This is a genomic window from Halochromatium salexigens, from assembly GCF_016653295.1.
In the GTDB taxonomy this organism is placed as follows: domain Bacteria; phylum Pseudomonadota; class Gammaproteobacteria; order Chromatiales; family Chromatiaceae; genus Lamprobacter; species Lamprobacter salexigens.
Map to the genome: position 1 here is coordinate 165,574 of NZ_NHSF01000059.1, position 20,652 is coordinate 186,225.

At 65.4% G+C, this 20,652-nt stretch carries 20 protein-coding genes and 1 pseudogene; 14 read left to right on the top strand and 7 right to left on the bottom strand.

The window, feature by feature from the left end; all coding sequences use genetic code 11:
- The first annotated feature begins 342 nt into the window (after nt 1–342).
- From CCR82_RS10605 to CCR82_RS10615, 4 genes and pseudogenes are all read left to right on the top strand, one after another.
- Nucleotides 343–690 carry a Druantia anti-phage system protein DruA gene (locus CCR82_RS10605; RefSeq protein WP_242513404.1) on the top strand — a complete coding sequence of 116 codons (348 nt, stop codon included), beginning with the start codon at nt 343–345 and terminating at the stop codon, nt 688–690.
- Nucleotides 687–797, top strand: a pseudogene (locus CCR82_RS18695) (transposase DNA-binding-containing protein); the annotation flags it as partial. The gene CCR82_RS10605 and the pseudogene CCR82_RS18695, both read left to right, overlap by 4 nt.
- Nucleotides 798–865: 68 nt before the next feature.
- Nucleotides 866–1,255, top strand: coding sequence for a hypothetical protein (locus CCR82_RS10610; protein ID WP_242513445.1), 390 nt, complete (start codon nt 866–868; stop codon nt 1,253–1,255).
- A gap of 154 nt (nt 1,256–1,409) precedes the next feature.
- Nucleotides 1,410–2,468 (top strand): 3-deoxy-7-phosphoheptulonate synthase, encoded by a 1,059-nt coding sequence (locus tag CCR82_RS10615; RefSeq protein WP_201245766.1) that lies wholly within the window; start codon nt 1,410–1,412, stop codon nt 2,466–2,468.
- A 33-nt stretch (nt 2,469–2,501) separates the two neighbouring features.
- Here CCR82_RS10615 and CCR82_RS10620 read toward each other — a convergent pair whose 3' ends face one another.
- Together CCR82_RS10620 and CCR82_RS10625 are read right to left on the bottom strand one after the other, a co-directional pair.
- A complete protein-coding gene (locus tag CCR82_RS10620) occupies nt 2,502–2,945 on the bottom strand; it encodes a tetratricopeptide repeat protein (protein ID WP_201245767.1) in 444 nt (147 codons plus the stop codon).
- Nucleotides 2,946–3,031: 86 nt separating this feature from the next.
- The gene (locus CCR82_RS10625; protein WP_201245768.1) at nt 3,032–3,853 is read right to left on the bottom strand and encodes an inositol monophosphatase family protein; all 822 of its coding nucleotides are present in this window, start codon (nt 3,851–3,853) and stop codon (nt 3,032–3,034) included.
- Nucleotides 3,854–3,895: 42 nt separating this feature from the next.
- Here CCR82_RS10625 and CCR82_RS10630 point away from each other — a divergent pair, with 42 nt between their 5' ends.
- Both CCR82_RS10630 and CCR82_RS10635 read left to right on the top strand, forming a co-directional pair.
- The gene (locus CCR82_RS10630) at nt 3,896–6,016 is read left to right on the top strand and encodes a lytic transglycosylase domain-containing protein (protein ID WP_201245769.1); all 2,121 of its coding nucleotides are present in this window, start codon (nt 3,896–3,898) and stop codon (nt 6,014–6,016) included.
- 137 nt (nt 6,017–6,153) lie between these two features.
- Complete coding sequence (locus tag CCR82_RS10635; protein ID WP_201245770.1) at nt 6,154–6,768, top strand: hypothetical protein; 615 nt, start codon at nt 6,154–6,156, stop codon at nt 6,766–6,768.
- Nucleotides 6,769–6,770: 2 nt separating this feature from the next.
- Here CCR82_RS10635 and CCR82_RS10640 read toward each other — a convergent pair whose 3' ends face one another.
- Nucleotides 6,771–7,565 (bottom strand): sulfite exporter TauE/SafE family protein, encoded by a 795-nt coding sequence (locus tag CCR82_RS10640; protein ID WP_201245771.1) that lies wholly within the window; start codon nt 7,563–7,565, stop codon nt 6,771–6,773.
- Between the two features lie 69 nt (nt 7,566–7,634).
- On the opposite strand from CCR82_RS10640, the gene CCR82_RS10645 reads away from it, so the two are divergent.
- Complete coding sequence (locus CCR82_RS10645; RefSeq protein ID WP_201246046.1) at nt 7,635–10,268, top strand: PEP/pyruvate-binding domain-containing protein; 2,634 nt, start codon at nt 7,635–7,637, stop codon at nt 10,266–10,268.
- Between the two features lie 25 nt (nt 10,269–10,293).
- Here the strand turns inward: CCR82_RS10645 and gdhA are convergent, their stop codons facing one another.
- Nucleotides 10,294–11,643 (bottom strand): NADP-specific glutamate dehydrogenase, encoded by a 1,350-nt coding sequence (gdhA, locus tag CCR82_RS10650; protein ID WP_201245772.1) that lies wholly within the window; start codon nt 11,641–11,643, stop codon nt 10,294–10,296.
- A 173-nt stretch (nt 11,644–11,816) separates the two neighbouring features.
- On the opposite strand from gdhA, the gene CCR82_RS10655 reads away from it, so the two are divergent.
- A complete protein-coding gene (locus tag CCR82_RS10655) occupies nt 11,817–12,719 on the top strand; it encodes a complex I NDUFA9 subunit family protein (RefSeq protein ID WP_201245773.1) in 903 nt (300 codons plus the stop codon).
- 54 nt (nt 12,720–12,773) lie between these two features.
- On the opposite strand, the gene CCR82_RS10660 is transcribed toward CCR82_RS10655, so the two are convergent.
- On the bottom strand, nt 12,774–13,955 hold the full coding sequence (locus CCR82_RS10660) for a class I SAM-dependent methyltransferase (protein WP_201245774.1): 1,182 nt from the start codon (nt 13,953–13,955) through the stop codon (nt 12,774–12,776).
- Nucleotides 13,956–14,012: 57 nt separating this feature from the next.
- Here CCR82_RS10660 and CCR82_RS10665 point away from each other — a divergent pair, with 57 nt between their 5' ends.
- Together CCR82_RS10665 and CCR82_RS10670 are read left to right on the top strand one after the other, a co-directional pair.
- Nucleotides 14,013–14,768, top strand: coding sequence for a pteridine reductase (locus CCR82_RS10665; RefSeq protein ID WP_201245775.1), 756 nt, complete (start codon nt 14,013–14,015; stop codon nt 14,766–14,768).
- 56 nt (nt 14,769–14,824) lie between these two features.
- Complete coding sequence (locus CCR82_RS10670) at nt 14,825–15,313, top strand: DUF2452 domain-containing protein (protein WP_201245776.1); 489 nt, start codon at nt 14,825–14,827, stop codon at nt 15,311–15,313.
- Nucleotides 15,314–15,323: 10 nt separating this feature from the next.
- Here CCR82_RS10670 and CCR82_RS10675 read toward each other — a convergent pair whose 3' ends face one another.
- Nucleotides 15,324–15,998, bottom strand: coding sequence for a cysteine hydrolase family protein (locus tag CCR82_RS10675; RefSeq protein ID WP_201245777.1), 675 nt, complete (start codon nt 15,996–15,998; stop codon nt 15,324–15,326).
- Nucleotides 15,999–16,205: 207 nt separating this feature from the next.
- Here CCR82_RS10675 and CCR82_RS10680 point away from each other — a divergent pair, with 207 nt between their 5' ends.
- Both CCR82_RS10680 and CCR82_RS10685 read left to right on the top strand, forming a co-directional pair.
- Nucleotides 16,206–17,204 carry an SLAC1 anion channel family protein gene (locus CCR82_RS10680; protein WP_201245778.1) on the top strand — a complete coding sequence of 333 codons (999 nt, stop codon included), beginning with the start codon at nt 16,206–16,208 and terminating at the stop codon, nt 17,202–17,204.
- A 72-nt stretch (nt 17,205–17,276) separates the two neighbouring features.
- Nucleotides 17,277–17,687 (top strand): DUF6858 family protein, encoded by a 411-nt coding sequence (locus tag CCR82_RS10685; protein ID WP_201245779.1) that lies wholly within the window; start codon nt 17,277–17,279, stop codon nt 17,685–17,687.
- Between the two features lie 29 nt (nt 17,688–17,716).
- Here CCR82_RS10685 and CCR82_RS10690 read toward each other — a convergent pair whose 3' ends face one another.
- Nucleotides 17,717–18,307 (bottom strand): SprT-like domain-containing protein, encoded by a 591-nt coding sequence (locus CCR82_RS10690; protein WP_201245780.1) that lies wholly within the window; start codon nt 18,305–18,307, stop codon nt 17,717–17,719.
- Nucleotides 18,308–18,609: 302 nt separating this feature from the next.
- Here CCR82_RS10690 and rimP point away from each other — a divergent pair, with 302 nt between their 5' ends.
- Together rimP and nusA are read left to right on the top strand one after the other, a co-directional pair.
- Nucleotides 18,610–19,095: a ribosome maturation factor RimP gene (gene rimP, locus CCR82_RS10695; protein ID WP_201245781.1), complete on the top strand. Its 486-nt coding sequence runs from the start codon at nt 18,610–18,612 to the stop codon at nt 19,093–19,095.
- 52 nt (nt 19,096–19,147) lie between these two features.
- Nucleotides 19,148–20,650, top strand: coding sequence for a transcription termination factor NusA (nusA, locus tag CCR82_RS10700; RefSeq protein WP_201245782.1), 1,503 nt, complete (start codon nt 19,148–19,150; stop codon nt 20,648–20,650).
- Nucleotides 20,651–20,652: the final 2 nt, after the last annotated feature.

Genomic DNA, 20,652 nt, shown 5'->3' on the forward strand with positions numbered 1-20,652 from the left:
TCAGGTTGATAGCGGCAATGCGCAAAGCAGGCTCCAGCCGTGTAGACAATCGATACACCCTCGAGAAATTGGTCGCCTTCATCACAGCAGCAGCGGGCCAATGATGATAAGGATCTGGAGGCTGAAGACAGCATGAACAGACAAACAGCGGAAGCGTTGTTGCGAACGGCCACAGGCAGACTGGCCGCAGATTCAACAGCAGATCTTGTCAAACCAGATCACCGCGATTTTCGCAGGAGCGACTGTCCAATGAATCCTTCGTCGATGAGGTTCTTCTACCGATTGCGGACAGGATTGGTCTGTTGGTCGTGGACGAGGCGCACTGCATCTCCGACTGGGGACATGATTTCAGACTGGACTATCGTCGTCTGGTCAACATCCTTCGGCAGCTGCCGCCAAACATGCGTGCAGGTCAAGCACCTGGCCTCGAAGGTCTTGGCGTTGGCCGCGCGTCGCGTCGCCCACGACTTCTCGGCGCGCTATGGTGAGGCGGTGGTGCTGCTGGAGACCTTCGTGGAGACGCCGCGCTTTGCCGGCACCTGCTACCGGGCCGCGAACTGGCAGGCGCTGGGCGAGACCACCGGGCGTGGCAAGCTCGATCGCCACCACCGCGCCGCCTTGCCGCGCAAGACGGTCTATGTCTACCCGCTGCGCGTGGACTTTCGCACCGCGCTGGGGGTGGCGGCATGAGTGCACTGGCCGCCGAGTTTGCGGGGATCCATCTGAGTGATCAACGTCTGAATTGCCGCGCCCGAGGGTTGCTGGAGAAATTGGGAGACAAACCGACGGTGAGTATTCCCGCCGCCTGTGGAGGCTGGCACGAGACCCGTGCCGCCTACCGCCTGTTCGAGTCACCGCCGAGCGCGTGCTGGCACCGCATATCGCCTGTACCGAGGCGCGTCTGCGTGAGCATCCCCGGGTGCTGTGCATCCAAGATACGACCGAGCTGGATTATTCCACCAAGAAGGGCATCGCCGGGCTTGGGCCATTAAACTACGAAAGCCGCTGGGGCCTGTATCTGCATCCGACCCTGGCCGTGACCCCGGATCGGGTGGCGCTCGGGCTGCTCGATCTCTACAGCTGGGCGCGCGAGCCCGGCCGCTTAGGGCAGGAGAAAGACACCAACCGACCCCTTGAGGACAAAGAGAGCGTGCGTTGGGTCGATGGCTTTGCGCATGTCAATGAACTGGCCGAGTCACTGAGCGAGACGCGCCTGACCTATATCGCTGATCGCGAAGGCGATCTCTATGAATAGCCATGCGGCGGTCGAGCCATCTAGTGTTGGCGTATCACCATCGTTTTCGCCGGGACTGATTTCACCACCAAGCGCATGGCGAGATAGGCGCCATCACAGGCATAATTCAGCGTTTAGAGACCAAGGTGCGGACAAGCGCGCACCACGAAAGAGCATGCAATACGATACAGACGATCTTCGCATTCGCGCCATCAAGCAGGTCATCGCCCCGAAAGACCTGCACGCCGAGTATCCCATCACCCCTGCGGCGGCCACCACGGTCCATGAGACGCGCAAGGCCATCCAGCGCATCCTGCACGGCGAGGACGATCGCCTGCTGATCGTGGTTGGCCCCTGCTCGGTGCATGATCCAGCCGCCGCACTCGAGTATGCCCAGCGGCTGGGCGAGGTCCGCGATCAGGTCCGCGATCAGCTGCTGATCGTGATGCGGGTCTACTTCGAGAAGCCGCGCACCACAGTCGGCTGGAAGGGCCTGATCAATGATCCCTACCTCGACGGCAGCTTCGAGATCAACAAGGGCCTGGGTCTGGCGCGTCAGTTGCTCATCGACCTCAACGACCAGGGCATGCCGGCTGGCACCGAGTTCCTCGATCTGATCAGCCCGCAATACATCGCCGATCTGGTCAGTTGGGGCGCGATCGGCGCGCGCACCACCGAGAGCCAAGGACATCGCGAGCTGGCCTCGGGCCTATCCTGTCCGGTCGGCTTCAAGAATGCCACCGATGGCAGCGTCAAGGTCGCCATCGATGCGATCCATGCCGCCGCGCGCCCGCATGTGTTCATGTCACTGACCAAGGACGGGCACTCGGCGATCTTCTCCACCACCGGCAACGAGGATACCCATATCATCCTGCGCGGCGGCAGCCGGCCGAATTACGACACCGAGAGCGTCGACATCGCCGCCACCGCGATCCAGGAGTCGGGGCTGGTGCCGAAGATCATGATCGACTTCAGCCATGCCAACAGCCGCAAGCAGCCGGACAAGCAGGCGCGGGTCGCCGAGGATGTCGCCGGTCAGATCGCGCGCGGTGAAACGCGTATCCACGGTGCCATGATCGAAAGTCATCTCGTCGGCGGGCGGCAAAACCTCACCGCCGCCGGCGAACTGGTCTACGGCCAGAGCATCACCGATGCCTGCCTGGACTGGGAGCAGACCGCGCCCATGCTGCTGCGCCTGGCGGAAGCCGCCGAGCAGCGTCGCGCCTGTTGCTGACGGTTGACGCGCCCAGCCTCGGGAGCGGGCGCGCTACTTCTCGTCGAAGCCCGCCATGTGATACCAGCGGCGGGCCTCCTCGGGATCCTTCTCGACACCGCGCCCTTCCTCGTACATCATCGCCAAGGTGGTCTGCGAGCCGGCCAAGCCCTGCTCGGCGGCCTTCTTGAACCAGGCCACGGCCTTGCTCGCGTCTTGATCGATGCACTCGCCTTCCATGTACATGAACCCCAGCCCGTGCTGGGCGACGCCGAGCCCGGCCTCGGCCGCCGCGCGCATGTATTTGAAAGCCTGCATGGGATTCTCGAGCATACCGAGCCCATTCTGCGCCATGATCGCAACACGATACTGTGCTTCCGGATCACCGGCCTCGGCGAGCGGTCCCAGCAGACCCACCGCGCGCGAGAATTGCTTGGATTCGAATGCGGCGATGCCGCTGCTGAGATCCATGTCCTGGTTGGTAAAGGCTTCGCTCATCGGGAGAGTCCTCGTCGGTTGGGGTGTGCGGGATGGCGGTGTCGAGGCGCCGCGATGTGGCTGTCAGACAGCCTGTTCGCCGTGACTCATCGACTCATCGGCAAGGCCACGCGCGCTTGCCATTGACCGAGCAGATCCTCGTTCGCGGCGCCCAAGGCGATCCGTTTGTCGAGCCTGAGGGTCGCATCTGGCGCGTTGCCGCCGGGCGCGTACAATCGGGTCGCGGCGCCGGCCTCCTCGGCGATCAGGCGGCCGGCGGCGTGGTCCCAGAGTCCTTGACCGCCGTGCAGATAGAGCTGGAAACGCCCGGCACCGAGCCAGCACCATTCCAGCGCGACCGCGCCCAGATTGCGCTGCGAGCGGAAGGAATCAGCACCGAACAGCTCGGCGACACGTGCTTTTGGTAACCGCTTGAAGTCGATCATCGCGAGACAGTCCCCAAGATCTACGCCAGGGCTGTAGGGTCTGATCGGCTGGCCATCGAGCTGGGCGCCCTGGCCAAGGCGCGCGCTGAAGCATTCGTCGCGCACCGGGTCCAGCACCAGCCCAAGCTCGACCCGACCGGCCCGCAGCAGGGCCAGCGAGATGCAAAACCCGGGAAAGCCACAGGTGAAGTTGCTGGTGCCGTCGAGCGGGTCCAGACACCAGAGCGCGGTATTCTCATCGGCGAGCAGACGCGCTTGCTCGGCGCTGGACATCTCCTCGCCGAGCAGCGGGATCATCGGCCAGCGTTCGGCGAGCGCCGTCACCAAGCGCCGCTGCACGGCGAGATCGGCGTCGGTGACCAGACTGCCATCGGCCTTCTCGCGGGCCTGCGGCTGGGCGAAGCGGGGCAGGAGTTCAGCGCGCGCGATCTCGCGCAGGAGTGTGCTCAGCGTGGCAAGATCGGGCAGTGCGTCGGTTGACATGCGGGTTGGCTCGGCTGTGTGGGCGATCTCCGAGGAGGACAGATGCACGCGATTCGCCGCAAATCAATCGGGCCGGAGTCGAAATCCATGGGCGAGGCGGATCTGATGGCGGCGCACGGCCGGGCGTCTTCACCGCCACAGGTCCGGCTGCGAGCGCGGCCTGGGTGGTCTCGCCATGCCGCCCAAGCCCTGCTGTTCGCGTTACTGTTGTGGGCGCTGCCGGGCGCCTTGGAGCCGCCTTCGGAGCTTGAGCCGCAGTATGCCGCAGCGGCGGCGATCCAAGTCCCGGACGCGGTGCGTTTCGATGCCGCGCGCGCGGCCCTCGGCGCCGGCGAGCAGGACACCTTCGAGCAGTTGACGGCGACGCTCGAAGGCCACCCACTGCAAGCCGAGCTGCAGCGCGCCGAGTTGCACGCGCGCATCGATCGCGCCGAGGCGTCCGAGGTGCGGGCCTTCCTGGAACGCTACCCGGGCAGCGTCCCGGCCGAGCGCATTCGCCACCAATGGCTGGCGCGACTCGCGCGCGAGGGGCGCTGGACGGACTACCTCGAGGACTATGTCGATGATGGCTCGACGCAGCGCGAATGCTGGTATCGACGCGCCCTGCTCGCGACCGGACGCGCAGCCGACCGCACAACCGGACCTGAGGCCCAAGCCTTCGCGGGATTGACCGAGCTGTATCTGACCGCGCGCTCGCTGCCGGCGGCGTGCGATCCGTTGTTCGCCGCCTGGTACGCCGCCGGCGGGCTCGACAGCGAGCAGGTCTGGGCGCGCGTCGAACGCGCCTTGGCACACGACAACGCCGGGGTCGCTGCCTATCAGGCGCGTTATCTGCCGAGCACGCAGCAGCCCTGGCTGGAGCGGCTGGTGGACGTGCATCGGCGTCCGGAACAATTGCTCGAGGCGCCGCTCACCGCCGAGCAGGTGCCGGACGCGCTGCGCCGCCAGCACATCCTGGTGCACGGCCTGCAACGCCTCGCCGAGCGCGCGCCGGCGCAGGCCGAGCTGCTGCGGGCCTCGATCGCCGCGGCCGAGACCCTGCCTGCGGCGCTCGCCGAACGCGCCGATGCCGCCGTCGGCCAGGCGCTGGTGCGGGCCGGAGATGCGCGCGGATTGGATGCGCTGGCGCGCCTCGAGCCGCGCGCTGACAATATCGACCTGCAGCTCGCGCGGCTGCAAACGGCCCTGCGCGCGCGCGCTTGGTCGCGGCTCGCCGCCTGGTCGCGGGGACTGCCGGCGGCGGCCGATGAGCTTGGCAAATGGCGCTACTGGCGCGGTCAGGCGCTGATGCGGGTCGCGACCAGCGCGGCCGAGCGCGCGGCGGCCGCGCATGCCTTCGCCTCCGCAGCCAGGGAGCGCACCCTATGGGGCTTTCTCTCGGCGGAGCTGATCGGGCGCCCGTTGGCCCTCGATCACCAGTCGATCCCGGTCGCCGCCGATGCGGTCGAGACGCTCCTCGCCTCGGAGACGATCGCGCCCATTCAGGCCTTGCAAGTGCTCGGCCGCGATGAGGATGTGGCCCGCGAATGGCGCGCGCTCACGCGCTCGATGTCGCGCGAGCAACGGCTGGCGGCGGCCGCCGCCGCGGCCCGACTCGGGCTGGTGAACGAGTCGATCCTGACCCTGGCGCGCGCCGCCTACTGGGACGATCTGGAACTGCGTTTCCCGCTCGCCCATCGGTCGCTGGTGCATGATGCCGCCGCCGAGCAGGGGCTGCCGTTGGACTGGGTCTATGCCGTCATTCGCCAGGAAAGCGCCTTCGCGCCCGGTGCCGCCTCGCATGCTGGCGCCATCGGCCTGATGCAATTGATGCCGGCCACCGCACGCGAGGTCGCGAGCAAGACCGGCCGCCCGCCCCCAGAGCGACCGGACCTGATCGACCCGGCATTGAACATCGCGCTCGGCACGACCTACCTGGCCGAGATGCAGCGTCGCTTCAACGCTCATCCGCTGGTCGCCAGCGCCGCTTACAATGCCGGCCCAACGGCGGTGCGCCGCTGGCTGCCGGAGGCGCCGATGCCCGGCGCCCTGTGGATGACCGAGATTCCCTATGCCGAGACGCGCCAATACGTGCGCCGCGTCCTGACCTATCGCGTCATCTATCGGTACCGGCTCGGGCTGGAGCCGTTGCGGGTCGGCGCCTTGCTGCGTCCGGTGCCTTGACGCAGTCCTGAGCGGGAGACGCTGATCGATCTTTCACGGCTCTGTTATCCTGACCCGCTGCGGGGTCTTACCCTCGTCGCCACGCGCTCTTTTCCCACTGCCTCCTGCCAACTGCTCCCCTCTATCGCTGCAGCCTCATGCGTTTTTTTCTCCTCATCGCCGTCGTGCTGAGTCTGTCGGCCCTCGTTCCCGCGCCCGCTACCGCTGGCGATGCGGCCGATGCCATGGCCCAGGCGATGGCGCGGATGATGGAGGCGATGGGGCTCTTCGATGGCGATGGCGATGCGCCCGCCTCGTCCATGCCCTCGATGATGCCGGGTATGAGCCCGTTCGGTGGCCAGATGCCCTGGGGCCAGATGCCGGGCTATGAGAGCTTCGCCGATCCGATCACCGCCTTCGGCATGCGCGGCATGACGGACGCCTTCACCGCGAACGGAGGCTGGCCCTGGGCCAGCAGCGGCAACCGCCTGGATGGGATCTGGGAAGGGCGCGATGGCGGGCTGATGATCCTGCGCCAACCACGCTTTCGGCTGCATGCAGCTCAGGGCGGGCATATCGAGGGCCTGTTCCAGCACCGTGGCGAGCGCATCGCCTTCTACGAGCCCACCACCGAAAGTGTGCGTGCCTACGAGCTGGCCGAGCAGCAAGGGCGGTTGGTGATGCGCGATGCCGCTGGCAACACCTATCTCTATCGGCGCCTCTGGCTCGAAGCACCGAGCTGGGATTGGCCCCAGGGCGGCAGCGGCCACTGACCTCAACCGATGAGCAGGCCGAGGCCGACCAGGATCAGCAGGCCGGCGAAGAGGCGTTTCAAGGTCGCGGTGGGCAGATGATGCGCCAGGCGCGCACCGAGAGAGGCGCTCGGCATGCTGGTGCTGACGATGGCGAGCGCCGCCGGCCAGTAGACGAAGCCGAGGCTGTGGGCGAGCAATCCGCTCTGCTGCCAGCCCGAGAGCACGAAGCCCAGGGTGCCGGCGGCTGCGATCGGCACGCCGCAGGCACTCGCGGTGCCGATGGCGTGGCGCATGGCGACCCCATGCCGGGCGAGAAAGGGCACCACCAGAATGCCTCCGCCGACGCCGAGCAGGGCGGACAGGGTGCCGAAGCCAAGGCCGGCGCCGAGCAATCGCGTCGATCCGGGTCGCGGACGCGGGCGCGGCCTGACCGGGCGCAAGAACATGCGCAGCCCGGCATAAAGCAGGAAGCCGGCGAACAGACGCTGCAACCAGAGCGGGGCGATCCAGGCGCCAGCGAACGCCCCGAGGCCGGCGCCGAGCAAGAGCCCGGTGCCGAGCCAACGAAACAGGCTCCAGTCGACGGCGCCGCGCCGATGATGGGTATAGGCCGAGATCGCGCCGGTGGCGACGATGGTCGCCAAGGAGGTCGCGACGGCTTGATGCGGCGCCCAGTCGCCGTGCAACGGCAGCCAGGCGAAGAGGGCGAGCAGCGCCGGCACGATGATCGCCCCGCCGCCGACCCCGAACAGCCCGGCGAGCAGGCCGGCGAGTGCGCCAGTGGCCAAGTAAGCGATGAGGGCGAGGGGAGTCAATGGGGCTCAGGGTGTGCCGGTTCGGGGCGTGTCGGTTTGAGGGCGTGAGGCATGAGGATCGATTCGATGATGAGCGAAAGCACACAGGCAACGAGACAGGCGGGCGATCTCGTCTCGACCGGTCTGGACGGCTTGGACCGGGTGCTCGATGGGCTGCGCCTGGGCGACAATGTCGTCTGGCGCGTGGATGATATCGAAGATTATCGTCATTTCGTGCCGCCTTTCGTCAGCGCCGCCGCCGCCCAGGGGCGCGCGGTCATCTATGTCCGCTTCGGGCGCCATGCGCCGCTGATCGCGCCGGGGCCCTCGGTGCGTCGCGTGCGCGTCGATGCCCTGCGCGGGTTCGAGGCCTTCACGCGCCATGTGCATCAGTTGATCACCGATCACGGTCGGGGCGCGTTCTATGTCTTCGACTGCCTCTCCGATCTGCTCTCGGCCTGGGCCACCGATCTGATGGTCGGCAACCTGTTCCGGGTGGTCTGCCCCTATCTCTGTGAACTCGACACCGTGGCCTACTTCGGGCTGCTCTCGCAGGCGCACTCCCACCGCACCATGGCGCGCATCCGCGACACCACCCAGGTGCTGATCGACGTGCGCCATGCCAACAACGCGCGCTATCTGCAGCCGGTCAAGGTCAGCGGCCGGCACTCGCCGACCATGTTTCTGCCGCACACGCACCATAACGGCGACTTCACGCCGGTCGCCAACAGCAGTGCGGCGACGCGCTTGCAGGCGGCGCTGCTGCGGCGCGACAGCGAAAGCGCCTGTCAGATGGATTACTGGGATCGGCTGTTCCTGGAGGCCTCGGAGTTGACCGCGCGCGAGGCCCCGCACGCGCAACGCGCGCAGGTGCTTGACCAGCTCTATCGGGTGCTCATCAGCCGCGACGAGCAGGTGCTCGACCTGGCCCGGCGGCATCTCGATCTGCAGGATCTGGTCGCCATCCGCGGGCGCATGATCGGCAGCGGCTTCATCGGTGGCAAGGCCGTCGGCATGTTACTCGCGCGGCGCATCCTCGAGCGCGATGATCCGGCGTTCTGGGCGCCCATCCTGGAGCCACATGATTCCTTCTACCTCGGCTCCGATGTCTACTACTCCTATCTGGTGCACAACGGCTGGTGGACGCGCTTGATGCGCCAGCGCACGCCGGAGGGCTATTTCGCCGAGGCAGAGACCCTGCACGCCGATCTGCGCCAAGGCGAACTGCCCGAGGAGGTGCGTCTGGATCTCGAGCGCATGCTCGATCACTTCGGGCAGTATCCGATCCTGGTGCGCTCGAGCAGCCTGCTGGAGGATGGCTTCGGCAACGCCTTCGCCGGCAAGTACGAGAGTGTCTTCTGCGTCAACCAGGGCTCGCCGGAGCAGCGCCTCGCGCAGTTGGAGGCGGCGATCCGCCAGGTGTTCGCCAGCACCATGAGCAACGATGCCCTGGTCTACCGTCGCCAGCGTGGGCTGGAGGCGCGCGAGGAGCCGATGGCGCTGCTGCTGCAGCGAGTCAACGGGCGCTATCACGGGCGCTATTATCTGCCCGATTGTGCCGGCGTCGGGGTCTCGCGCAACCTCTTCGTCTGGGAGCCCGATCTGGACCCGGCCGCCGGCATGCTGCGGCTGGTGGTGGGCCTGGGAACCCGTGCCGTGGATCGCATCGAGGGCGATCACGCGCGCGTGGTCGCGCTCGATCAGCCGCGCCGGCTGCCGTTTCGCGATGCCAATGATCCGGGCCAGTTCTCCCAGCACGATGTCGATGTGCTGGACATCAGCGATAACCGGCCACGCACGCTCGCGGTGCGTGATCTGGCGGCGCTGGCGCCGGCCTGGCCGCTGTCCTGGTGCGCCGAACTCGACCGCGAGGCCAGCGAGCGGGCACGCGCGCGCGGTGGCGCGCCGGTCTGGCGCGTGACCTTCGCGCCCCTGCTCGAGCGCACCGCCTTCGGCGCGGTGCTGCAGCGCATGCTGCGCACGCTGGAGGCGGCCTACGCCTATCCAGTCGATATCGAGTTCACCGCGCACCTGGCCGCCGACGGCACGCCGACCTTCAGTCTCGTGCAGTGCCGCCCATTGCAAACCCTGGGGCCGGCGCAGCGGGTGGAGCTGCCCGAGACGGTGGCCGAGCAGCGGTTGTTCTTCGCCACCCGCGGGCATTTCATGGGCGGCAATATCGATCGGCCGATCAGCCGCGTGATCCGCGTCGATGGCCGCCGCTATGGCGCCTTGTCGCGGACGCAAAAGTACGCCGTCGGGCGGCTCGTCGGTGACGTCAACCGCGCCCTTGCCGAGCGCGACGCCTGCCCAACCTTGCTGATCGGCCCCGGCCGGTGGGGGACCAGCAGCCCCGAGCTGGGGGTGCCGATCCGCTTTGCCGACATCAACCGCATGGCGGTGATCGCCGAGGTGGCCGAGATCGGCGCTGGCATGACCCCGGATCTGTCCTTCGGCTCGCACTTCTTCCAGGATCTGGTCGAGTCCGGCATCGCCTATGTCGCCCTGTTTCCCCGCCTGCCCGGTCATCACTACCATCCGGACTGGCTCGAGCGCCTGCCCACTGCGACACGCATCGCCGCGCCCGCCGAGACCGATCCCGAGGTGGCGGCGAGCGTCAGCGTGGTCGATGTGAGCGCCACCGGCCTGCGCCTGAGCGCCGATGTGGTGCGTCAACGCTTGCTGTGTTATCAGCCGGCCGAGTCAGTCGAGCCGACCAGCTAGCCAACCCAGCCGTCAACGCCAGCACTCAGATCAGCCCCATCGCCACCATCGCGCGGCCGACCTTCAGGAAGCCGGCGATATTGGCGCCCACCACATAGTTGCCAGACTGGCCGAACTGGTCGGCGGTCTCGAAGCAGGTGCTGTGGATGCTGGTCATGATCTCGCGCAGGCGCGCCTCGGTGTACTCGAAGGACCAGGAATCGCGACTGGCGTTCTGCTGCATTTCCAGGGCGCTGGTGGCGACCCCGCCGGCGTTCGCCGCCTTGCCTGGGGCGAAGGCGACGCCGGCCTCGAAGAAACGCTCGATGGCCTCGGGCGTGGTCGGCATGTTGGCGCCCTCGGCGACCGCGATGCAGCCATTGGCCATCAGCGTGCGCGCATCCTTCTCGGTCAGTTCGTTCTGGGTCGCGCAGGGCAGCGCGAGCGCGCAGGGGATGTCCCAGATGCCGCCGTTCTCGGTATACAGGCTGTCGGGCTTGCGCTCGGCATAGACTTTGATCCGGCGCCGCTCGATCTCCTTGATCTCCTTGAGCAACGCCAGATCGATGCCGCCCTCGTCGAGGATCACCCCGTTGGAATCCGAGCAGGCGATGACCCTGCCGCCGAGTTCCTGGATCTTCTCGATGGCGTGGATGGCGACATTGCCGGAGCCGGAGACGACGCAGGTCTTGCCGTCGAGCGAATCGGCGCGGACCTTGAGCATCTCCTCGAGGAAGAACACCACCCCGTAGCCGGTCGCCTCGGTGCGTGCGCGGCTGCCGCCCCAGTCCAAGCCCTTGCCGGTCAGCACGCCGGATTCATAGCGATTGGTGATGCGCTTGTACTGGCCGAACAGGTAACCGATCTCGCGCTGTCCGACGCCGATGTCACCGGCCGGGACATCGGTATTCTCGCCGAGATGGCGATACAGCTCGGTCATCAGGCTCTGGCAGAACCGCATGATCTCGCGATCGGAACGGCCCTTGGGATCGAAGTCGCTGCCGCCCTTGCCACCGCCGATCGGCAGGCTGGTCAAGGCGTTCTTGAAGATCTGCTCGAAGCCGAGGAATTTGATGATGCCCAGGTACACCGAGGGGTGAAAGCGCATGCCGCCCTTGTAGGGGCCGAGCGCGCTATTGAACTCGACGCGAAAGGCGCGGTTGATGTGCACGACGCCCTGATCGTCCTGCCAGGGCACGCGGAAGATGATCTGGCGCTCCGGTTCGCAGATGCGTTGGATGATCTTGTAGTCGGCGAACTCGGGGTACTTCACCAGCACCGGGCCCAGTGACTCGAGCACCTCGCGCACCGCTTGGTGGAACTCGGTCTCGCCGGGGTTGCGGTGCAGCACATCCTGATAAATGGGCTCGAGTTTTTCGTCTAGGCCTACTGCCATGGTGTCATCTCTCCACAGACGTCGGATGAAGCTCGGATGCCAGGCGATGACCGCTAGGTGCGGTGCCGGAACCGAGCCGGAGCGCTGGATCAGGCCCCGCTAGAGGTTCATAATGCACGATTTTCACCGTCCGGGGTGCCGATGACCCTGCTTGAGCCTTAGGGACCGTTTGGATGAGCGCGAAAACAGTCTGTATTCTCGGTGGTACCGGTTTCGTCGGGCAGCACCTGCTCGGCCGTCTCGGTCGGGCCGGCTGGCATTGCCTGGTACCGACGCGGCGGCCGCATCGCCACCGCGAGCTGAAGCTGCTCGAGCAGCTGACCCTGGAGCCCGTCACGGCCTTGGATCGGGTCACGCTCGATGAACTCCTGCCGGGCTGCACGGCGGTCGTGAACCTGATCGGCATCCTCAACGAGGACGGCCGTTCGACCTTCGAGCGGGTGCATGTCGAGCTGGTGCGCGAGCTGACCGCCGCCGCGACCGCCGCCGGCGTGCCACGCCTGATCCAGATGAGCGCGTTGAACGCCGATGCCGAGCGCGGCGCCAGCGCCTATCTGCGCTCCAAGGGCGCGGGCGAGGCGCTGGCGCATCGGGCCGAGGGTTTGCAGGTCACCAGCGTGCGCCCATCGGTGATCTTCGGTCGTGGCGACAGCTTCTTCAATCGCTTCGCGTCCTTGCTGGAGCTGACGCCGGGGGTCTTTCCGCTGGCCTGTCCGCAGGCGCGCTTCGCGCCGGTGTGGGTGGGCGATGTCTGCGAGGCCATCGCGCGCGCGTTGGAAGACCCGCAAACCATCGGCCAGCGTTACGATCTCTGTGGCCCGCGGGTGTTCAGTCTCGAGGAGTTGGTGGCGCAGACCGCACATTGGATCGGTCGACGGCGTCTGCTGATCGGCCTCAACGATCGCGCCTCGCGCTGGCAGGCCGAGTTGTTCGAGCGTCTGCCCGGCAAGCCGTTCACGATGGACAATTACCACTCGATGCAGATCCCGAGCACCTGCGGCAAGCACGCCGGGCTGCTCGAGCTGGGCATCCATCCGAGCGACATCGAGACCATCGTGCCGACCTATCTGCGCTGAGGCTAAGGCCAATGTGGCGTTCGTCGTGGTCCGATGTTCGCCGGGCCGTCCAGGTTAGAGCCGGTCACTGAGATCGCGAACGGCGAAGCCACCGAGCCTCAGCGCGTCGAGCCCTTTCGACAGCGCCAGCACCTGAAAACGCTCGCCCATCTGGCTCGGCAACAATAACTGCTTGGCGCCGGCGGTCAACGCTAGCATCGCCAATGGATCATCGGCGCCGGCCTCGGCAATCAGCGCATCGATGCCACAGCCAATCAGGAAGTTGGCCTGGGTGGTGTAGCCGGCGAGCTCGAGTCCCGAGGCTTGGCCGGCCTCGGCCAGGGCGCTGAAATCGACGTGAGCGGTGATATCCTGCAAGCCTAGGTTGCGATAGGGGTCGCTGTGCGCGCGATGACGACTGTGGCACATTAGGGTGCCTTGGTCGCGCTCGTCGAGGTAGAACTCGGCGCGTGGATAGCCATAGTCGATCAGCAGTAGCAGGCCCGCATTGAGCATGGTGGCGAGGGCCTGGGTCCAGGGCGCGAGCCGCAGATTGATCTCGGAGCGGTAGCCAGGCTGGGTGGCGAGGCCCCTGGCCTGCAAGGCCTCGACCGCGGACTGGAGCGCGGGCGCGGCCGGTTCCGCGAGGATCTCGGCGAAGCCCTCGCCCTCGATGCCGACGCAAACCTCTTGCACCCGGCCCTCGTCGCTGATCTGGAAACGATGCACCGGCATTGCGTCCAGCACCTCGTTCGCGAGGATGATGCCGTTGAAGTGCTCTGGTAGGCGCTCGAGCCAGTGGCAACGCTCGCACAGTTCGGGTACCCGTTCTGTTAGGGTCCGACGCTGCCGTTCGGCTAGATCCGGACTCGGCTCTAGGATCAGGTAACGCTCCGGCAATGGGCCGTGCGCGGCTAGGGCCGTCAGCAGTTCGGCCGCTAGAGCGCCGGTGCCGGCGCCGAGCTCGAGCAGATCGCCGCAGCCGGCGCCATGGGCGCCGAGCGTGGTCAAGACCTCGCGGCTGGGCGCCGCGAGGCAGCGCGCGAACAGCGGCGAGATCTCCGGGGCGGTGACAAAGTCGCCTTTCGGCCCCAGTTTCGGGGCACCAGCGACGTAATAGCCGAGTCCAGGCGCATAGAGCACGAGGTCCATGAAACGGTCGAACGCTAATCGGCCGCCGGCGGCGACGATCTCGTGGCGAACCAGGGCGTCAAGTGCCGTGCGTTGGGCGCTGGTCTGGTCTGAAGTATCAATCATCACGAATCAGGGATAGCTTGGGAGGGTCCTTTGAGCGATCGAACAGCTTCGAATCCAATGAGCCCAGCGCGGAGCTCACTCAGCGGCAAGGTTGCGCTGATCACCGGCGCGGCGCAGCGCATTGGCGCACGCATCGCGCGCCTGTTGCACGCCGAGGGCGCCGATCTGGCGCTGCACTATCATCGGTCGCGCGCGGCCGCCGAAGCCTTGCAGCAGGAGCTGCAGGCGCAGCGCCAAGGCTCGGTGCAGTTAGTGCAAGCGAATCTCTGCGACATCCCGCGCCTGCCGGCCCTGCTCGCCGAGGTCGAAGCCTATCACGGGCGCCTGGATCTGCTGGTCAACAATGCCTCCAGCTTCTACCCGACGCCGCTCGAGGAGGCCACCGAGGCGCACTGGGACGAGCTGCTGGGCTCCAATCTCAAGGGGCCCTTCTTTCTCACCCGCGCCGCCGCCCGACTGCTGCGCGCAAACCACGGGGCGGTGGTCAATCTGGTCGATATCCACGCCCAGCGACCGCTCAAGACGCATCCGATCTACTCCATCGCCAAGGCTGGGAATGCGATGATGGTCAAGACCCTAGCGCGCGAACTCGGCCCCGAGGTGCGGGTCAACGGCATCTCGCCGGGCGCCATCCTCTGGCCGGAACAGGGGCTGTCGGACACCACCAAGGATGAGATCCTTGGGCGCACGGCGCTCGCCCGCGCGGGTTCGCCGGACGACATTGCGCGCACCTTGCTTTTTCTGGCACGCGACGCCGATTACATCACCGGCCAGATCATTGCCGTCGATGGTGGCCGTACCCTGCAGCAGTGAGCGCCGCGTGTCGCTCTTATCAACCCTCCACTATCAACCAACCCCTCAGGTATCTGATGACTGAAGAGAAGAAAGCCATCCTCCATCAAGGTTCCGAGCGCAGCTCGCCGTATCCGGTTAGCCGGCTGGCGCCGGCATTTCAGGCCCCGGCTCTGGCCGAGGAGATCGAACGCGCCGAGTCCATGCTCAGCGCGCGTACGAGCGCCAAGCTGCGCGTCATCGCCGATCAGATCAAAGCCCTTCAGGCCGAGGCACGCAAAGCCCTGGACGAGGCGCGCGACGAGCACGCGCTGACCCATGCCGAGTGCGCTTTCAAGCGTCTGCCCGGCAAGATCTACCATCTCTATCAAAGGCCTGATGGCCGCCGCTATTTCTCGATGCTGTCGCCCGAGGATTGGCGCGACGCACCGCCACATCCCTATGTCGCCTCCTATCGGCTTGAGGCGGACTACTCTTGGACAGCACTCGAGGATCTGGATCAGTCCGACGATACGGGCGATCTGGTGCAGCAGCTATTGCGCATCGATGGTTTGGCTGGTCTTTAGTCCGGCACTATCAAGCCAGGCCCATCAAGCCAACCAGCTCCTCGCTGCTCATCACATGACAATAGATCATGTTGATGATCGCCAGCTCTTGCTCGTGCAATGCGTCGGTACCTGCCGCGCAGCAGTCCTCGAGTAGGATCACTTGGAAACTCTCGTCGGCGAGGCTGCGCACTGTCGATGAAACGCATTGATCGGTGTAGATGCCGGTCACGATCAGGGTGCGGATGCCCATGTTGCTCAGCAACAGGCGCAGGTTGGTGCCGGTCAGCGCGCTGTCGGTGGTCTTGGTGACTACGATCTCGCCCGGCGCCGGTGCCAGCTCCGGGATGATCTGGGAGCCTGGGCTGTCCTTGGGCATCAGCAGGTTGTTCCAGCCCGGCATCTTCTGACTCAGCGAGCGATCGCGCCCGTCCTCGAGCTGGCAGGCGATGCGGGCATGGAGCACGTCCAGGCCGTTCTCGCGAAACCGTTGTTGCAGCGCTTGCAGCCGGGGGATCACTGTAACGCGCATGCGCTCATGGAACGGCGCCCAGCGCACGCGCTCGCTCGGATCTTCATGCAGTTCCATGCCATAGTTCTGGACATCGATGCAGAGCAAGGCGGTCTCGGCATGGATGAGGACCGGATCTTCAGGCTCGGGGGCGTTGTGGTAGTAGAACGAGCGGTGAGCGGTCTTCCAGGTCATCGGGTTGGCTCCGGAGCAAGGGGTTGGCGACACGTTTACCGGGGCTGAGCGCTGCCTACTCTGCCAGAACGTCCGGTCAGCGTCATCAGTGAGCGGCCTGGGCGCGGGGCCTTGGCCGTCGGATGTTGCGCTTCTTCAATGCCATTGCGCGCGTAATCCTTAGAATTCTCCTCAGTTATGTCCGATTCCGCGTTGCGGCCCCTTGGTATGTCACAGACTGCTCTCGATACCCGTCGACTTCCTCATTTCCCAATCGCCTTCTTCGCCGTGGTGATGGGCCTCTCCGGGCTGACCATCGCCTGGGAGAAGGCGTTGCACGTGTTCGCGCTCGAACTCGATGGCGTCGGGCTCGATCCCAGCCTCGGTATTGGCCTGTGGATGGCGAGCACGACGGCGGCCATCTTCGTGCTCCTGCTGCTGTTCTATCTGGCAAAGCTGGTGGTGTATCCGAAAACGGTGCTCGAAGAGCTGCGCCACCCGGTCAAACTCAACTTCTTTGCCGCGATCTCGATCAGCTTGTTGCTGCTCTCGATTGCCTTCTTGCCCATCGATGAGTCCATCAGCCGCCCGCTGTGGATGACCGGTGCCAGCTTGCACCTGCTGTTCACGCTCTATGTGGTCAGCGTCTGGATCCATCATGAACACTTCGAGGTCCATCACATGAACCCGGCCTGGTTCATTCCCGCCGTCGGTAATGTGTTGGTGCCAGTCGCTGGTATGCCGCTGGGATTCATCGACGTCTCCTGGTTCTTTTTCAGTATTGGCCTCCTGTTCTGGGGCCTGCTGATGACGATTATCTTCTATCGGCTGTTGTTCCACGCTCCGATCCCTGAGCGTTTCATGCCGACGCTGTTCATCCTGATCGCGCCACCGGCGGTGGGCTTCATCGCTTACATCAAACTGGTGGGCCAGCTCGATCCGGTGGCGAAGGTGCTCTACTTCGTCGCCCTGTTCTTGACCTTGCTGCTGTTTGTCCAAGCGCGCTACTTCGCCCGCTTGCGCTTCTTCCTCTCGTGGTGGGCCTATACCTTCCCGCTCGCGGCGATCAGCATCGCCAGCATGCTGATGTTCGAGCAGGGCCAGGGTGATGTGTATCGCTGGATCGGCGCCGGGCTGCTCGCGGTCCTCACGCTCGTGGTCGCCTTCCTGCTTTTGCGCACCCTGTACGCCATCGCGCGCCATGGCATCTGCCTGCCTGGGCATTAGCGGCGGAAATCCCTAGAGCCCGCCGTCCGGCGGGACCTTATCCACCGCCCTTCAACCTGTTCGAGATCATCCATGAAACAGACCCTTTTGCAAGAGAAATACCCGATTTACACCCTCGAAGTCAGCAAGGACGAAACCCGTTTCACGGATGTCGAGTCGGTGATTGCCTACCTGAAGACGTGCATCGATGCGCACGAGGTTGCGCGCTACATTGGCGAGTTCGATCACCTCGAGCACACGCGCTCGTTGCCAGCCGGGCGGATCGCCGAGGGGATCGAGTCCGCGAAGCACATCCTGTTCTGCTTTGGCACCAAGCTGCTCGACCCGCATGTGATGGCGGTTCGGCCGCGCTCGATCGGCGTCGTCGATCAGGGAGATCGCTTCATCGTGACGTTCCTCGAAGCGCCGATGCCGCCCGCGAATGAGGCCATGGAGCGTTGGGTGAAGGCACTCGTCGAACAGCCAAACCCAATAGCTGCCTGAGATCGGACCTAAGCGAACTCGCTGCATGCTTAGGACGCGGCGCTCCGCGAACCGCGCTTCAGCGGCTCGCCGCAGCGCTTGCAGAGGTAGCGTTGTCCCTTCGCGACCTTATTGTGGCGGATGCTCGAGAGCCGATGCGCCATGCAGCCGCAGTGATAGTCGAAGTAGTGCAGCGTGCGTGTCTCTAAACCGCTCACATCGTAATCATGGCAGCGCGTCGGTTCGGCGCCGAGCATGCGCATGATGCGCTGCCATTCGGCTCCGTGCGGGCGGATGCCCGGACCGTGACATTGATAGGCCAGGACATGGGCGACCTCATGCGGGATCGTCTCCTCGATGAAATCGGCGCCGCCGCGCTTGAGTAGCTCGAGGTTGTAGCGGATCAGAGCGCGACCGTCTGGGCGAATGCGCACCTGGCCCGCGCTCTTGCCGCGCAGATCAAAACGGATCTCGATTCGAGTGCGTTCCAAGCGCCCTAGCAGGGCACGAGTCCGCGCCTCCGCCACCGCGATCAGATCGGCAACCGACGCGCGGCGCAGCTTGCTCGCCTCGGCCTCGACCTCGGCGTCAGCATCGGGCGACGAAGCCGGCATTGCGTTCTGGTTTTGCGTTTCGCTCACGATAGGCTTATCATTCATTGGCTGAGATACAAGGGTTGAGTTGGCTGATGCCGCTCATCGCCTCAGGCGTGATGGCCCCGGTCTCGGGGTTTTTTCATCCGCGATCCGCTGCAGACCCCAGACGAGGCTGCTTCCGGCAGAGTCTCGCAGGGTGCTGCTCCGAACAAGGGGGCCGCTGGCCCTCTTTTTTGTTTGCGGTCCAGCACATGCGATGGGTGCCGCGCTCGCCGTGAACTCTAGCCAGTACTCGGCCATCGCAAGCCGGGTGGACGCGATCCTATCAGCGGTACTGAATCTTTAAGATGCGACGGGCAAATGATCGACTAACAACCCTGGTGACCTCGGTCGTCGAGCCGATGGGCTACGAGACCCTTGGCGTCGAGCATGCCTCGGCTGGCAGCGGGCAAGCAGTGTTGCGAGTCTACATCGATCACGCCGACGGCATTGGCATCGAGGATTGCGAGACGGTCAGCCGGCAGCTGAGCGGTGTCCTTGATGTCGAAGATCCGATCAGCGGTCACTATGATCTCGAGGTGTCGTCGCCTGGGCTCGATCGGCCGCTGTTTACAGTCGAGCAGGTCGCTCGCTACCGCGGTCACCAGATTCGCGTGCGGCTCGAGGAAAAACGCGATGGTCGGCGCAACTTCGAAGGCGAGGTGTTGGGGGTGAGCGACGATGGTAAGCACATCGAACTCGCGCTCGACGGGGTGGCGATACAGCTGCCGGTAGAGCGGATCGAAAGTGCCCGTGTTGTGCCGGAATTCAATTTTTCACAGTCCGCTCGTTGACGAACCGGATGCCGGACGGGCCGAGAGCGACCGACATCAGGGTTAGGGGCCGATGAACAAAGAGATATTGATGGTCGTCGATGCCGTCTCGAACGAGAAGGATGTTCCCAAGGACATCATCTTCGAGGCCATCGAGGCCGCGCTCGCCTCGGCGACGCGCAAGAAACATGGTGGCGATATCGAGGTGCGGGTCGCGATCGACCGCAGCACCGGTGATTACGAGGCCTTCCGCCGCTGGCAGGTGGTCGAGGATCAGGATGGTGAGCCGCTCGAGGCCTCGGAGCGCCAGATCACCTTGTCCGCAGCCAAGGAGCTTGATCCTTTGCTCGAGCTCGGTGGCTACATCGAAGAGCAGATCGAGTCGGTGCTGTTCGGGCGCATCGCGGCGCAGACCGCCAAGCAGGTTATCGTGCAAAAGGTGCGCGAGGCCGAACGCGCCAAGATCGTCGAGCTATTCAAGAGCCGCGAAGGCGAGCTAGTCACCGGCATCGTCAAGAAGGCCGAGCGTGGCACCATCGTCATCGATCTGGGCAACAACGCCGAGGCCTTGGTCCCGCGTGATCAGGTGATCCCAAAGGAGACCGCGCGCCCCGGCGATCGCCTGCGCGGGCTGCTCTACGAGGTGGCCGCCGAACTCAAGGGGCCGCAACTGTTCGTCAGCCGCACCTCGCCGAAATTGCTGATCGAGCTGTTCAAGCTCGAGGTGCCGGAGGTCGGCGAGGGCACGATCGAGATCATCGGTGCCGCGCGCGATCCGGGCACGCGCGCCAAGATCGCGGTGCGCACTCATGACCAGCGGATCGATCCCGTCGGCGCCTGTGTCGGCATGCGCGGCTCGCGCGTGCAAGCGGTCTCGAACGAACTCTTCGGCGAGCGCGTCGACATCATTCCCTGGGACGAGAACCCGGCGCAGTTCGTGATCAACGCCATGCTGCCCGCCGACGTCGTCTCGATCGTCATCGATGAGGACGCCCGCAGCATGGATGTCGCGGTGAAAGAGGAAAACCTGTCGCAGGCGATCGGCAAGGGCGGGCAGAACGTGCGCCTCGCCAGCCAGCTTACCGGTTGGGAACTGAACGTGATGAGCGAGGAGGACGCCGCGGCTAAGAGCGAGGAAGAGGGGCGCCGCCTGGTCGAGCGTTTCATGTCGGATCTGCGGGTCGATGAGAATGTCGCCGGGGTCCTGGCCGAGGAAGGCTTTACCACAGTCGAGGAGATCGCCTACGTGCCCGAGTCGGAGCTGTTGGCGATCGCGGATTTTGACGAGAGCCTGGTTGGCATTCTGCGCCAGCGGGCCCTCGAAGCGCTGTCGAGCCAAACGCTCGCAAACAACGAGAACCCGGATGCGGTACCGGATGCGGATCTGTTGGCGATGCCGATGATGGAGGAGGCCCAGGCCTATCGGCTAGCTCGACGCGGCATCATCACAGTCGCTGATCTCGCCGACCAGTCGGTGGATGAGCTGTTAGAGGTCGACGGCATGGACCCGGAGCATGCGGCCAGCCTGATCATGGCGGCCCGCGAGCCGATGTTCGCCGGCTCGCAGAACGACTAGTC

Excerpts from the sequence above, each read along its gene's own strand:
- CCR82_RS10605 (WP_242513404.1), top strand. The coding sequence starts at position 343 with ATGATTTCAGACTGGACTATCGTCGTCTGGTCAACATCCTTCGGCAGC.
- CCR82_RS10615 (WP_201245766.1), top strand. The coding sequence starts at position 1,410 with ATGCAATACGATACAGACGATCTTCGCATTCGCGCCATCAAGCAGGTC.
- CCR82_RS10620 (WP_201245767.1), bottom strand. The coding sequence starts at position 2,945 with ATGAGCGAAGCCTTTACCAACCAGGACATGGATCTCAGCAGCGGCATC.
- CCR82_RS10625 (WP_201245768.1), bottom strand. The coding sequence starts at position 3,853 with ATGTCAACCGACGCACTGCCCGATCTTGCCACGCTGAGCACACTCCTG.
- CCR82_RS10630 (WP_201245769.1), top strand. The coding sequence starts at position 3,896 with ATGCACGCGATTCGCCGCAAATCAATCGGGCCGGAGTCGAAATCCATG.
- CCR82_RS10635 (WP_201245770.1), top strand. The coding sequence starts at position 6,154 with ATGCGTTTTTTTCTCCTCATCGCCGTCGTGCTGAGTCTGTCGGCCCTC.
- CCR82_RS10645 (WP_201246046.1), top strand. The coding sequence starts at position 7,635 with ATGAGCGAAAGCACACAGGCAACGAGACAGGCGGGCGATCTCGTCTCG.
- gdhA (WP_201245772.1), bottom strand. The coding sequence starts at position 11,643 with ATGGCAGTAGGCCTAGACGAAAAACTCGAGCCCATTTATCAGGATGTG.
- CCR82_RS10655 (WP_201245773.1), top strand. The coding sequence starts at position 11,817 with ATGAGCGCGAAAACAGTCTGTATTCTCGGTGGTACCGGTTTCGTCGGG.
- CCR82_RS10660 (WP_201245774.1), bottom strand. The coding sequence starts at position 13,955 with ATGATTGATACTTCAGACCAGACCAGCGCCCAACGCACGGCACTTGAC.
- CCR82_RS10665 (WP_201245775.1), top strand. The coding sequence starts at position 14,013 with ATGAGCCCAGCGCGGAGCTCACTCAGCGGCAAGGTTGCGCTGATCACC.
- CCR82_RS10670 (WP_201245776.1), top strand. The coding sequence starts at position 14,825 with ATGACTGAAGAGAAGAAAGCCATCCTCCATCAAGGTTCCGAGCGCAGC.
- CCR82_RS10675 (WP_201245777.1), bottom strand. The coding sequence starts at position 15,998 with ATGACCTGGAAGACCGCTCACCGCTCGTTCTACTACCACAACGCCCCC.
- CCR82_RS10680 (WP_201245778.1), top strand. The coding sequence starts at position 16,206 with ATGTCACAGACTGCTCTCGATACCCGTCGACTTCCTCATTTCCCAATC.
- CCR82_RS10685 (WP_201245779.1), top strand. The coding sequence starts at position 17,277 with ATGAAACAGACCCTTTTGCAAGAGAAATACCCGATTTACACCCTCGAA.
- rimP (WP_201245781.1), top strand. The coding sequence starts at position 18,610 with ATGCGACGGGCAAATGATCGACTAACAACCCTGGTGACCTCGGTCGTC.
- nusA (WP_201245782.1), top strand. The coding sequence starts at position 19,148 with ATGAACAAAGAGATATTGATGGTCGTCGATGCCGTCTCGAACGAGAAG.